The following is a 12,031-nucleotide window of genomic DNA, read 5'->3' as shown; positions in this document are numbered from 1 at the left end:
GTCACAGGGTGTTCAAGCATTGGACTTCTCCGCCGCGTCGAGGGCTGCAGCAAGCCGTTTTTCCTCGCCATAGTACCGGGCGCGATCCCAGAAGCGTGGACGTCCGATGCCCGTGGAACGATGCCGCCCGACGATGTTCCCTTTCGCATCTTCTCCGAGCATCTCATACACGAAGAGATCCTGGGTGGTGATCACATCTCCTTCAAGGCCCAAAACTTCCGTAATGTGGGTGATGCGGCGGGAGCCATCCCGCAGGCGGGCCGCTTGGATGATGACGTCCACCGAAGAGACGATCATCTCCCGGATGGTCTTCGATGGCAGGGAGTATCCGCCCATGGTGATCATGGACTCAAGTCGCGAGAGCGCCTCCCGCGGCGAGTTGGCGTGCAGGGTTCCCATGGACCCGTCATGGCCGGTGTTCATCGCCTGCAGGAGATCGAACGCCTCTGGGCCGCGGACCTCGCCTACGATGATGCGCTCGGGCCGCATGCGCAGGCAGTTCTTGACCAGATCCCTCATGGTGATCTGGCCCTCGCCTTCGATGTTCGGCGGGCGAGTTTCAAGACGAACCACATGAGGTTGTTGCAGCTGCAGCTCTGCCGCATCCTCGCAGGTGACCACACGCTCTCCAGGCTCGATGTAGCGGGTCAGGCAGTTGAGGAGGGTCGTCTTGCCCGATCCGGTGCCGCCCGAGACCAGGACGTTGCACCGCACCCGTCCGATGATCTGGAGGATCTCCGCACCTTCCGCCGTGATGGAGCCGAACTTGACGAGCTGATCGAGGGTAAGCTTGTCCTTCTTGAACTTGCGGATCGTCAGGCTCGGTCCGTCGATGGCAAGAGGCGGCGCGATGACGTTGACGCGCGACCCGTCTGCAAGGCGCGCGTCGCAGATCGGGCTCGACTCGTCGACCCTACGACCGACCTGGCTGACGATCCGCTGGCAGATATGAAGAAGCTGCGCGTTGTCACGAAAGTGGATGTCGGTCTTCTGAACCTTGCCGCCGACCTCGATGTAGACGCAGTCGGCGCCGTTGACCATGATATCGGCAATGTCGTCACGGGCAAGGAGCGGCTCCAGGGGGCCATAGCCCAGGACATCGTTGCAGATGTCCTGCAGAAGGTCATTCTGTTCGGCAATCGACATCACGATCCGCTTGGCCGTGATGATGTCGTTGACGATCTCCCCGATCTCTTCCCTTGCCCGCGCGCTTTCCATTCTGGACAGCTGCGCCACGTCAATGGCCTCGATCAGGGCGCTGAAGATCTGGTTCTTGAGTTCGTAATATTGATCGGACTTGCGGATGGACACCGACGGAGCGGCAGCCGCGTCCTCCGGACTGGGCTTGGCATGAGCCGGCGCCGATTGCGGTTTCGCGTCGCTTCTCGCCGCCGGAGAGGGGGCTGACAGAAGCTCCGGTTCGGCCTTCCCCGCGGGGAGGGGTGCCGGAGACCGGGACACCTGGTCATCGGAGAGACTTCTCTTGCCGAACATGTCAGTTAACGCCCCGCCTTCACATCATGCTCGAAGACCTGGTCATGAGGTGATCGAGCCCATCTTTCGAGGCTCCATTTAAAAGGCTTGCCGGGAGGTGGGTCCACTCGGCTTGCTGGCCTAGAGCGGTGCCAGAGCGATCAGCCATATGGCCTAATTGCTGCAATATGGAAGGAATGATCTTTGTAGCGAAAGCATTGTTTGGATTCATTGCATGAAGAGCCCTGTCCGGATCTGCCTCGCCGGCCTCATAGGCGCTGTATCCCTCGCCGGCGGAGCGGCGGCAGACGAGCCGCAGCTTCGCGCAAGCCGGATCTTGAGCTCCGACCTCATGGCGGGGAAAGCCTCCAGCTCCATCGGCGTGACCCTGGACTTCGCCAGGATTCTTTCTTTCGCCCATCCAGCGCGCACGGTGGTGATCGGCAATCCCGCAATCGTCGATGGCACGCTCAGCGACGAATATACCATCGTGCTCACCGGCAAAGCCGTTGGGACGACGAACATGATCGTGTTCGGAGAGGCTGGGCAGGAGATCGCCAACCTGGCTGTCAATGTCTTTGCCAACAGCAACCAGGTGACGACGGTCTATCAAGGGACCGAGCAGCAGATCTTCTCCTGCTCGGAAACATGCAGGCTCGTTCCGACGGTCACCGGCAAATAGACGCTACCTCTTGCCTGACGAGGGGCCGGGCTTGCTCTTTGCGTTCCTGAAGAAGGAGCCGAGATCGAAGAAGCGATTGCGTCCTTTTGTCTGTTCGCGACGTCCGGTCATCGCGTCTGCGATGACACCAAAGGCCTTCGCTGCCGAGCCTTTCGAGGAGACCTCCGCGATCATCTTTCCGTTGTTGGCGGCGGCTCCGAACAGGCTCGCTTCGAAGGGGATGGAAGCGACAGGCTCCAGCTGCACGGCCTTGACGAATTCGGCAGGCTTGATTTCCGGGCGCTTGGGCATCCCGACCTGGTTGAGCACCAGCTTCGGAGGGGGGTCGTGAGGGCGAGCCTGCCTGAGCGCGGCGACCAGGTTCTTGGCATTTCTCAGGCTGGCAAGGTCCGGCGTCGCCGTGATGACGATCTCGTCGGCCGCCGCCAACGTGCTCCTGCTCCAAGAGGTCCAGGCATGCGGCAGGTCGAGGATCGTGAAAGGCACGCTCGACTGCGCAACCTCAAGGAGCCGCTCGATGGCCCCCCCATCCAGATCGTAGCTTGCACCGAGTTCCCCAGGGGCCGACAGCAGGCTGAGGTTGTCGCCGCATTTCGTCAGCAACCGATCGAACAGAACCTCGTCCAGGCGTCCCACATCCCTGATCGCCTCCGCCACCCCCTGGCTCGGATCGACGTTGAAATCGAGGCTCGCGGTTCCGAAGGGAAGGTCCAGATCCGCCAGAACGACGTCCGACTTGAGGCGCCGCGCCAGGGTCCAGGCCACGTTGTGGGCGATGGTGGAGGATCCGGTGCCGCCGCGGGTGCCGATGAAGGCATAGACCTGCCCCAGCCGGTCGGCATTCACCCCATCGTAGATGCGGGAGACGGCTGCGATCAAGGCCATAGGATCGGCGGGCGCAAGCATGTATTCGCTGACACCGCGCTTCAGGAGCTCCCGGTACAGGGCGATATCATTCGTATGGCCGACTGCCATCACCTTGGTGCCGGCATCGCAGACCTCCGCCAGCCGGTCCAGCTCGGCGAGAAAGGCGGAGCCGGAGGAGCGGCTTTCCACGATGACGAGGTTCGGAGTAGGGGCCTGCTCGTAGTGACGGATGGCTGCCGTAATGCCGCCCTGGTAAGCGGTCAGGCGGGTTCGCGCCATGAGGCGGTCGGCGGCCATCTCCTGAACGGAAGCGGCGAAATCTGAGCTGTCGCAGAAGGCGTCGATCGCGATCCGCGGGATTCTCAGCTTCTCCCTCGGGCCTGAGGCGTCCCGGTTCGCCGAGGTGGCTCCAATATCAGAGGACAGGAACGATCCGATAGTTTTGGATCCATGCAGGCCGTTCGACGGCTCGGCGGGTTTCCCCCCGTTGATGCCGCCGGCGGCCTCGAATGCCATGTCCGTCATTGGGAGAATCCTCCGCCTTGAACCGTGCAAACCGGCTTCAGCGCTGCCATGTCTAGAACTTCACGAATTCGCTCTGCCCGGCCCGAAGGACGCGCACGGAAGGGTTTGTCGGGGTCTTCGGCAAGGTCTCGTCGCGAATGTCGGCAACGGAGCGGAGGGCGAGGGACAGGCTGCCTGAGGCTTGCGCGGTGGCGATGACCTCGGCCTCCGCTGGGCTGAGCTCGAGAGTGGCCGTCTTTCCCACGGCTACGCCCTTGCCCTTGGCCTCGACCATGTTCTGGTCCACCGCCAGGACGCGAATATTGCTCAACAGGGTTCGGCTGACGTTGTCCTTCTGCCCTTCAGCCGTTCGGCTTCCCGTATGGATCACGTCCACCCGGTCGTTCGGAAGAATGAACCCGCCGGCCGTGCTCTCCGCCGAGATGCGGATGGCAACCGCCCGCTTGCCGGGGGTGAGCAGCGAGGCAAGGAGGTTGGAACTGCGCGACAGCTTCTCTTCCCGGATCGGTTCGCCCGAGATGAAGGGATTGCGCACCAACAAGCCGTTCAGGGCCTTTACGGCGTCCGGCTGGGCGGCACGGGTGATGAAGCCGGCACCTATGGCGTCGGCAGGCCAGGCCTGCCAGCGAAAGGCCTTCTCGTCCAAAGGTTGCCCTAACGGCAAGTCAGCCGCCGCCACAAGAATTTCCGTCATCTTGACCTGGGGCCGCGGGGGCTCGACGGTGGCCACGGCAGCGCTCGGCCTCAAAGAGAGGGCAAGCCACCCGGCCAAGATTCCGGCGCCGAGAGCGACAATCAGGAGTACGATGCGCAGCATGGGCAGGGGCCTCGGTGCTTGGAGGTATTCATCTTATGACAGGACCAGGACCCAAGGCGTCTTCGTGAAGGTCAGCAGACCCGCCAATGCGATGGCAATTCCATAGGGAACGCCCACTCCGGATTGATGCAACTTCACGACCCATGGCATCCGCTGGCATGTGGCAGGAAGCGGCATGGTCCTGAACTGGAGGAGGGCAAGCGTTATCAGGCCTCCGAACAGGGCAGTATAAAGGATGAAGGCAGGGGCTTGGTCAGCGCCGAGCCAAAGGGCAACTGCCGAAGCGAGCTTGGCGTCGCCCCCGCCGATCCAGCCGAGAGCGAAAAAGAGGAACATCCCTGCCAGAACGGCGAATGCCGCAGCGGCACTCAAGCCGATGTGGACGGCGCTGAAGCCGGCAAGCGGGGCCAAGGCCGCATAAACTGCGAAGAGAAAGACGATGATCTCGTTCCGGATCTTCATCGTGGTCAGATCCATGAACGCAGCCCAAAGGATCGCTGCGGCAAAGCACAGGCTGGCTGAAAGGGCTGCGACGGCAGAAATCATCGGGTCTGCCTTTTCCATATGGATGAGAGAAGAGAGACGTAAATGCTGAGGAGTTGAGCAGGGAGCATTCGCTCCCCGCTCGGAAACATCGAACCTACTGCGGAATGCTTTGCATGAGACGCGCGAAGACGGCGTCCAGAAAGTCATTGACCTGTCCCCCCTGACCGAAAATAGCCAGAACGACAATGGCCAGTCCGGCGGCGATGAGGCCATATTCGATGGCAGTCGCGCCGGATTCGTCCTTGATGAAGCGTGTTACGAGAGACGTCATGGTTTCACTCCTCGACATAAACCTGAAGACCTGCCACATCGTCGATGCAGCCCCCACAACCGCTCGTGGCTGTGTTGCGTCCATCAAGGAGCATCTTGAGGCGCCGGTCCATTCAGCTTGACGGCCTAGGACGTCCGGCGGAATTCTCGACTGAACAGTCTAAAGATCGGGCTTCCCGAACATGGGAGGGGCAGCCGTCAGCTCTTCCCACTTTTCGAAAGATTGTCCCGCAGCATTTCCAGGTTGTTGTTGACCGTGACGCTGGTGGGGTCGATCTCGTAGGCCTTCAGGAAGTTGGCTCGCGCCTTGGCGGCGTCGCCGCGCAGAAGGTAGGAATAGCCCACATTGTTGTAGTATTCGGCCCGGTCGCCGATCAGGAGACCGGCCTCGCGGTAGGCGCGGTCGGCAAGATCGAAGCGGCGGACGCGGTCATAGGACGCCGCCAGGCCAAGCCAGGCCTCCGGATTCTTCGGAGCGACCTCGACAGCCCGCTCGTAGTACCGGACGGCATGGCCGTAATTGCCTTCCGCGAATTGAGCCTTGGCCACCTGCAGCACCTCCCTGTCGGGGTAGGTTTCCACCGATGCAGGGAGTTCGATGGCGTTCAGGCCGTCGCCGAAGCTCGACAGCCCTGCGCCGGCACTGCAGGCCGTCAGAAGCAGCAGGGAGCCGATAACCAGGCAGGCCGCCAAAGGGCGCTTCGATGGCCGCATCATGGATCGATCCCCGTCTTCCTCTGCCTGGTTTTCCCAGGTGTTCGTTTGACCACGAGGCCCACCGCTCTTCTCGAAAGCACATTCGGCTGGGCCATGCGGTGATGTATCAATGTATCTCCCCAGACGGCAAGCCTTCCAGGCCCGGGGTGCTGTCAAATGTCTCACCTTCCGTTGCACAGGGTAAACGAGGTGCCCTGGAATAGGCCATCCGGCTTATGCTTTTCGAACGCGACGGCCCGCTTACCGCCCTGCAGATCTCCTCAGAAGGAGCCTAGACCGTTAGGCCGAATGGACTCCGTCTTCCGCCGCAACCTAGAAAAGAAAAGGGGCAAAGGCGGATCTCGCAGCATGGACACCAAGAACAACAGGGCATGCGGACATGCCGCATCAAGAGGCGTTCGAGCTTGCGTCGCCATGCTCGTCGCGGCGGTGTGTGGATGGCTTGTCGCCGCATCGCCGACCCTGGCTCAGGAGCGTTTCCTGCGCTTCAACAAGGGACGCGCGGTCGGCGAGATCAATGTGGCCAAGGGACAGTTCATGACGGCCAAGACCGCGGCCAATATCGGCCGCGTGGTCGTCGGCAACCCGGAGGTTGCGAATGCCGTTCCCATGACCAGTCAGACATTCTACGTGCTCGGAAAGGCTGAAGGCAGGACCAACGTCGCCGTCTACGATGCCGGCGATGAACTGCTCGGCACCGTCAATGTGGAAGTCGGTGCCGACACCCCCGACCTTGCGGATTCCATCCGCGAGGTCATCCCGCAGGCCAATGTTCGGGTCGAGACGATCAACGGGAAGCTGCGCCTGAGCGGCACCGTGCCGGATGGCGTCGCCCTGCGCAAAACTCTGGAAATGGCCGAGCAGTATGGCTCCGAGGGCGTGATCAACGCCCTTCGCGTCACGGGCGGCCAGCAGGTCATGCTCGAGGTGCGCTTCATCGAGGCCAACCGGAATGCCGGGCGCGAGCTGGGCGTCAGCTGGTACGGCCGGCGCTTGAGCCAGCCCCCGGGCCGCGACGGGCGAACCGGAGGGTGGCTGCCGCGCGGGGATCAAGAAAACCAAGACGGCGTGATCCGCTTCAATCCCCTGCTTCCCAGCGGCAACTCCCCGTTCGGTACCCTGATCGCCAACTTCCTGGGTGGGGGCGTCAGCGCCGACGTGCTGGTGCAGGCGCTCGAGGAGAAGGGGCTCGCGCGACGCCTCGCGGAGCCCAATCTCATCGCGCTCTCCGGCGAGAAGGCGAGCTTCCTTGCCGGCGGCGAGGTGCCGATCCCGGTGGCTTATGACGACAAGATCACCGTCGAGTACAAGGAATATGGCGTACGGCTGAACTTCACCCCGGTGGTGCTGGAGAACGGCCTCATCAATCTCAAGCTCGAACCGGAAGTCAGCCAGGTTGATCCTTCGGTTCGCCTGGATCTCGGGGCGATCTCCATCCCCTCCTTCATCACCCGCCGGGCGAGCACGTCCATCGAGATCCGCGATGGTCAGAGCTTTGCGATCGCCGGCCTGCTTCAGACCAGCCACACCAAGAACCAGGAGCAGATCCCGTGGATCGGCCAGCTGCCGATCATCGGTGCGCTCTTCCGCTCGTCCGGGTTTCAGGAGCAGGAAACGGATCTCGTGATCATCGTCACTCCGCGTCTGGTGAAGCCCGCCAAGCCCGGCCAGCCTCTCCGCACGCCCTTGGATGGAACCAAGCCCAGCAACGATGTCGAGTTCTTCCTCATGGGTTCGCTCGAGGTGGACAGCGGCATGCAGAAGCGCTTTGCCGAGGGGGCTGGGGTCGTCGGACCCTATGGGCACATTGTGGAACTGCAGCCGGAAAAGCGGAATGTCGGTAAGAAGATCAGCAGGAAATACTAACCGGCTCATCATCCTCCTTTGCCTGGTCCCGGCGCTCGGCCTGGGCGGTTGCATCGATTACCTGAAGCGGCACGATGGGGTGACGCTGGGTGCAGGCGATGCGAAGAACTGGAATGCGGTGGTTCATACCGCAGACCCCTGGCCGCCCTATGCCGGTGACACCCAGATCCCTGGCGACGGGCAGCGCACGGCGCGGGTGATGCAGCGCTACATCACGGGCGCCGGCAGCGCGGGGGCATCCGCGCAGGGCAATCGCCAGGGGGCGTCGAGCCAATCCGGCTCTTCGGGGGCAGGCGCCAGGCCAGCGAATGAGAGGGGTTCAGCCCTTCCAAAAGGGCTCCAGCGAGGCTAGTTCCCGGTATTGCGCCATGGCCTTCGCAAGCAGGTCGTCAACATGGGCGAGTTGCTCCTCGTGCAGGGCCTCGGCTGCGGCCGAACCATGCAGTTGCGCTCCGACGGCGATGTCGTTGAGGTCTCCGAGCGTCTCCTGAAGTGCCTCAAGCGTTGCGAGCGCGGCCTGCTTCCGGGCTTTTGTGCCCTGACCCTTGAACAGGCTCTCGAAGAATTCGGCGGCGTAGCGCAGCTTCTTGATCTCGATGCGTACCTGGTGCCGATCTTCGGGGTCCAGGTCGGCCAGTCGCTTGCCGCGCTTCAGGATGCGTTTCCAGCGCCGGTCCAGCTCCTCTTCCGCCAGGACGGATATGCGCAGGGCCCGGCGCTTGCGGGCAGGCTTGCTTTCATCCTCCGCCCACGCGCCCGCCTGGATCCAAGCGGCTGTCTTCAGGACCCCGTTCACGAAGCGGGATGAGGCCATAAACTCCCGTACCTTCCCATAAGCCTGGGCACGACGCTCCTGCGCCTCCTGCAGAAGGGCGTTCAAGCCGGCATCCTCATCCCGGCCGATGAGGGCTGGCTTGAGGACCTTTGCAATATAGACGTCCAGGTCCCTGGCCTCGCCCAAGCGATTGGCCATCCATTTGAGCTCCGACCTGATCTCGTCCCGCTCCTCGTCTGCGACGATGGATTTGAAAAGGGTGATCGCAGCCCTCAGCCGCCTCAGCGCTACGCGCATCTGGTGGATGGCATCGCCCTCAAGACGCTCCCTGACGATCGTCTCGTTGGCCATCAGATGCTTGAGGCAGGAGGCGCCGATGATCTGAAAGGCCTCTGCGCTCGTCATCCGACGCTTGAGCTTTACCAATCCAGACTTGACCTTCGTCGGCTTCTCGTCGGATGCGGCTTCATAGCCGCGCTGGGCCTTGGTCCGGTAGCTCAGGCGGAGGGGCGCGGCCTCGGATAGGGTCATGGCCAGCGCGAAGAGATCGGCGACTGTGCCTTCCTTGAGTTCGAGCTCGAGCTCGCCGAAAGTCAGATCACGATCCGCGCCTTCGGCACGGCCGCGATCCGCAGCCACCTCGATGATCGACTGGCCATGCCTCACCATGAGGAGCGTCCGATCGGCCGTAACGGTGAAGACGGGCTGGATCCTGTCCTGCAGGTTGAGGAACGGTTCGAGGGCGGTGCCCTTTGCCGACGCGAAATCCGGATCGTCGCTGTCGACCTCGTGCTCCCACTCATTGCGTGCCAAGGCGACATCGTGGGAGATGCGGGCAGCTTTGATCGTCTGGACCCGACGCGTGCCGTTGCGCCGAATCCTGAAGGAGATTCCGGCCTGCTTCAGGTCGTGCGACGGAGTGTCGAAATAGGTGGAGTGGAGATCCTGCCTTGCCGCATTGCGTGCATAGGCCTTCAGCCCCGGATGCGCGAGCACCGTGTCGAGTTTGCCGGGCTCGACCTCGAGCTTCAGCTCCACCTCAATTGGGATGTCGTGCTTCTTGGACATGTGCATTCCGGCCTTCGGTCCCAGGGGCGGAACACGAATCCGCGAAGCGAGTTCCGCCTGTCCAGCGCCTGCAGGCTCACCCTCATCCGGCGTCGAATGGTGGCTCGTGCCCGAGCCATGGCAGATCGGCTGGTGGGAGGATCAGGCGCTCCGGGCCCTTGCCGCCGTCTGAACTTCCGGCTCGAACAGATCCGGGTACTCGGCCGCAAGTTCGGGGAGCGAGCGCAGGATTTCGCTCAGATGGACCCGCATTGCCGTTTCCGCCGCAGCCGGGTCGCCCGCCTTGATCGCATCCACGATGAGGGCGTGTTGTGCGATGATGGCGTTGCGCGGCACGGCCTTGGTCATGTCGAGAAACCTGACCCGGTCCATCTGGGGCTTGATGTCCTCGATCATCTGCCATGCGGAAGGGCGCTCCGCCGCTTCGGCAAGAAGCCGGTGGAATTCCTCGTCGAGTTCGAGAAACGCCTCCGTGGAAGAGGAGCGCTGGGCGCGGCGCTGTCGGGTCAGGTTGGCGGACAGTTCCGCCTTCATGGCGGGGCGCGCCTTCAAGGCAGCTTCCCGCACCACTGCGGTCTCGACAGCCTCTCGGATGAAGCGGGCGTCCTCGACGCTGGAGCGGGAGATCTTGACCACCTGCGTGCCGCGCTGCGGCAGAACCCTTACGAGTCCGGCCTCGCTGAGCTTGATCAGGGCTTCGCGAACGGGCGAACGGCTCACGCCGAAGCGGCGGGCGAGGTCCTGCTCGGAAATCATTTCTCCTGGTGAGAGCTGCATCGTCACGATGGCCTGACGGAGCGCCCGGGTGATCTGGCGTGCGATCGGCTCTCTGTCGGGCTGCAGCTTGGCGAGGGTTCCATAGGACATAAGAAGCATACTAGCATACTAGTAGACTATTGCAATGAGGGGCGGGGCGGCCTAAGGTGACCATAAGACATACCGACAACCGGCCGGGGACAGGCTGGGCGGAAGCGTCGAGGGAGGTGCTATGCTGATTCATCCGGACCGGCTCTTTCCTGCCGAGCCCTCGGTGCGCGACGTGGCGCGAAGGCTGTATGACAGGGTTCGGGACCTGCCGATCATCTCGCCGCACGGCCACACGGATCCCCGCTGGTATGCGGAGGACGAGCCGTTTCCGGACCCGGCTGCACTGTTCGTCATTCCGGACCACTACATTTTCCGCATGCTCTACAGCCAGGGCGTCCGCCTGGAGGATTTGGGGATCCCCACCAAGGACGGCAGCGCGGTCGAACGCGATCCGCGCCAAATCTGGCGCCGGTTTGCAGCCCATTATCACCTCTTCCGCGGCACACCCACGCGCGCTTGGCTCGATCATGCCTTCGCGACACTCTTCGGGTTCACCGAGCGGCTCTCGGCTGCCAATGCGGATGCCTATTACGACCGGATCGACGCCGCCCTGCGCACGCCGGAATTCCGCCCCCGCGCGCTTTTCGAGCGCTTCGGAATCGAGGCGATCGCCACGACGGAAAGCCCGCTCGATCCGCTGAAGCATCATGAGACCATCCGGCAATCGGGCTGGAAGGGGAGGGTGGTGACGGCCTATCGCCCCGATCCGGTTGTGGATCCTGAATTCGAGGGCTTCCGGCAGAACCTGGTGCGCTTCGGCGAGATCACGGGCTGCGACACCTCCACATGGAACGGGTACCTGGAGGCGCATCGGGTCCGGCGCGCCTTCTTCCGCACCTATGGTGCGACGTCGACCGACCACGGGCACCCGACGGCACGGACGGCCAATCTTTCGCAGGCAGATGCCGAGGCGCTGTTCCGTCGCGTGTCGACCGGAGATGCCGGCCCTGAGCATGCGGAGCTGTTTCGGGCTCAGATGCTCACCGAGATGGCGGCCATGAGCGTCGAGGATGGGATGGTCATGCAGATCCATCCCGGCTCCTTGCGCAATCACAACGAAGCCCTGTTCCGCCGCTTCGGGCGCGACATGGGCGCCGACATTCCCTCGCAGACCGATTACGTTCGCGCGCTCAAGCCGCTTCTCGGCCGATTCGGCAACGAACCGAACCTGACGGTGATCGTCTTCACCCTGGACGAGACGAGCTATTCCCGCGAACTGGCGCCGCTTGCCGGCCATTATCCGGCCCTCAAGCTCGGTCCCGCCTGGTGGTTCTTCGATGCGCCGGAGGGCATGCGCCGCTTCCGCGAGCTCACGACGGAGACGGCAGGCTTCTACAACACGGTCGGCTTCAACGACGACACGCGAGCCTATTTGTCCATCCCGGCGCGTCACGATGTGGCCCGCCGGGTCGACTGCGCCTACCTCGCAGGTCTCGTGGTGACGCATCGCCTCGATGAGGACGAGGCGCATGAGGTGGCCTACGACCTTGCCTATCGCCTCGCAAAGGAGGCCTACAAGCTGTGAGACGGGACATGGCCGCAATGAGCCATGTCGCAC

General features: G+C 63.0%; 12 protein-coding genes. 3 read left to right on the top strand and 9 right to left on the bottom strand.

Translation table 11 applies throughout. The features are described from left to right. Positions 1–12 precede the first annotated feature (12 nt). Positions 13–1,494 carry an ATPase, T2SS/T4P/T4SS family gene (locus GR303_RS09270; RefSeq protein WP_161722210.1) on the bottom strand — a complete coding sequence of 494 codons (1,482 nt, stop codon included), beginning with the start codon at positions 1,492–1,494 and terminating at the stop codon, positions 13–15. A 331-nt stretch (positions 1,495–1,825) separates the two neighbouring features. On the opposite strand from GR303_RS09270, the gene GR303_RS09265 reads away from it, so the two are divergent. Next, on the top strand, positions 1,826–2,155 hold the full coding sequence (locus tag GR303_RS09265; protein ID WP_161722211.1) for a pilus assembly protein N-terminal domain-containing protein: 330 nt from the start codon (positions 1,826–1,828) through the stop codon (positions 2,153–2,155). A gap of 3 nt (positions 2,156–2,158) precedes the next feature. Here the strand turns inward: GR303_RS09265 and GR303_RS09260 are convergent, their stop codons facing one another. The 5 genes from GR303_RS09260 to GR303_RS09240 form a co-directional block, all read right to left on the bottom strand. Further along, positions 2,159–3,547 carry an AAA family ATPase gene (locus GR303_RS09260; protein WP_246205384.1) on the bottom strand — a complete coding sequence of 463 codons (1,389 nt, stop codon included), beginning with the start codon at positions 3,545–3,547 and terminating at the stop codon, positions 2,159–2,161. A 52-nt stretch (positions 3,548–3,599) separates the two neighbouring features. After that, positions 3,600–4,364, bottom strand: coding sequence for a Flp pilus assembly protein CpaB (gene cpaB / locus GR303_RS09255; protein WP_161722212.1), 765 nt, complete (start codon positions 4,362–4,364; stop codon positions 3,600–3,602). A gap of 33 nt (positions 4,365–4,397) precedes the next feature. Beyond that, on the bottom strand, positions 4,398–4,928 hold the full coding sequence (locus GR303_RS09250) for an A24 family peptidase (protein WP_246205387.1): 531 nt from the start codon (positions 4,926–4,928) through the stop codon (positions 4,398–4,400). Between the two features lie 76 nt (positions 4,929–5,004). Then, positions 5,005–5,181: a Flp family type IVb pilin gene (locus GR303_RS09245; protein WP_161722213.1), complete on the bottom strand. Its 177-nt coding sequence runs from the start codon at positions 5,179–5,181 to the stop codon at positions 5,005–5,007. Between the two features lie 197 nt (positions 5,182–5,378). Next, positions 5,379–5,897, bottom strand: coding sequence for a tetratricopeptide repeat protein (locus GR303_RS09240; RefSeq protein ID WP_161722214.1), 519 nt, complete (start codon positions 5,895–5,897; stop codon positions 5,379–5,381). Positions 5,898–6,311: 414 nt separating this feature from the next. Here GR303_RS09240 and GR303_RS09235 point away from each other — a divergent pair, with 414 nt between their 5' ends. Continuing rightward, on the top strand, positions 6,312–7,763 hold the full coding sequence (locus tag GR303_RS09235; protein ID WP_161722215.1) for a type II and III secretion system protein family protein: 1,452 nt from the start codon (positions 6,312–6,314) through the stop codon (positions 7,761–7,763). Here GR303_RS09235 and GR303_RS09230 read toward each other — a convergent pair. From GR303_RS09230 to GR303_RS09220, 3 genes are all read right to left on the bottom strand, one after another. After that, the gene (locus tag GR303_RS09230) at positions 7,747–8,037 is read right to left on the bottom strand and encodes a hypothetical protein (RefSeq protein WP_161722216.1); all 291 of its coding nucleotides are present in this window, start codon (positions 8,035–8,037) and stop codon (positions 7,747–7,749) included. The two genes, GR303_RS09235 and GR303_RS09230, sit on opposite strands and share 17 nt — an antisense overlap. Positions 8,038–8,082: 45 nt before the next feature. Continuing rightward, positions 8,083–9,606: a CYTH and CHAD domain-containing protein gene (locus tag GR303_RS09225; RefSeq protein WP_161722217.1), complete on the bottom strand. Its 1,524-nt coding sequence runs from the start codon at positions 9,604–9,606 to the stop codon at positions 8,083–8,085. Between the two features lie 141 nt (positions 9,607–9,747). Beyond that, on the bottom strand, positions 9,748–10,473 hold the full coding sequence (locus tag GR303_RS09220; RefSeq protein ID WP_161722218.1) for a GntR family transcriptional regulator: 726 nt from the start codon (positions 10,471–10,473) through the stop codon (positions 9,748–9,750). A 121-nt stretch (positions 10,474–10,594) separates the two neighbouring features. Between GR303_RS09220 and uxaC the strand changes: the two genes are divergently transcribed. After that, entirely contained in the window at positions 10,595–11,998 is a 1,404-nt protein-coding gene (uxaC, locus tag GR303_RS09215) for a glucuronate isomerase (RefSeq protein ID WP_161722219.1), read from the top strand. Positions 11,999–12,031 lie beyond the last annotated feature (33 nt).

The sequence above is a fragment of the Microvirga arsenatis genome (assembly GCF_009910705.1).
Taxonomy (GTDB): Bacteria; Pseudomonadota; Alphaproteobacteria; order Rhizobiales; family Beijerinckiaceae; genus Microvirga; species Microvirga arsenatis.
The sequence above is the reverse complement of the archived record's forward strand: the minus strand, read 5'-3'. Positions and strand labels throughout refer to the sequence as shown.

Excerpts from the sequence above, each read along its gene's own strand:
- GR303_RS09265 (WP_161722211.1), top strand. The coding sequence starts at position 1,826 with ATGGCGGGGAAAGCCTCCAGCTCCATCGGCGTGACCCTGGACTTCGCC.
- GR303_RS09270 (WP_161722210.1), bottom strand. The coding sequence starts at position 1,494 with ATGTTCGGCAAGAGAAGTCTCTCCGATGACCAGGTGTCCCGGTCTCCG.
- GR303_RS09220 (WP_161722218.1), bottom strand. The coding sequence starts at position 10,473 with ATGTCCTATGGAACCCTCGCCAAGCTGCAGCCCGACAGAGAGCCGATC.
- GR303_RS09240 (WP_161722214.1), bottom strand. The coding sequence starts at position 5,897 with ATGATGCGGCCATCGAAGCGCCCTTTGGCGGCCTGCCTGGTTATCGGC.
- cpaB (WP_161722212.1), bottom strand. The coding sequence starts at position 4,364 with ATGCTGCGCATCGTACTCCTGATTGTCGCTCTCGGCGCCGGAATCTTG.
- GR303_RS09260 (WP_246205384.1), bottom strand. The coding sequence starts at position 3,547 with ATGACGGACATGGCATTCGAGGCCGCCGGCGGCATCAACGGGGGGAAA.
- GR303_RS09250 (WP_246205387.1), bottom strand. The coding sequence starts at position 4,928 with ATGGAAAAGGCAGACCCGATGATTTCTGCCGTCGCAGCCCTTTCAGCC.
- GR303_RS09245 (WP_161722213.1), bottom strand. The coding sequence starts at position 5,181 with ATGACGTCTCTCGTAACACGCTTCATCAAGGACGAATCCGGCGCGACT.
- GR303_RS09225 (WP_161722217.1), bottom strand. The coding sequence starts at position 9,606 with ATGTCCAAGAAGCACGACATCCCAATTGAGGTGGAGCTGAAGCTCGAG.
- GR303_RS09235 (WP_161722215.1), top strand. The coding sequence starts at position 6,312 with ATGCTCGTCGCGGCGGTGTGTGGATGGCTTGTCGCCGCATCGCCGACC.
- uxaC (WP_161722219.1), top strand. The coding sequence starts at position 10,595 with ATGCTGATTCATCCGGACCGGCTCTTTCCTGCCGAGCCCTCGGTGCGC.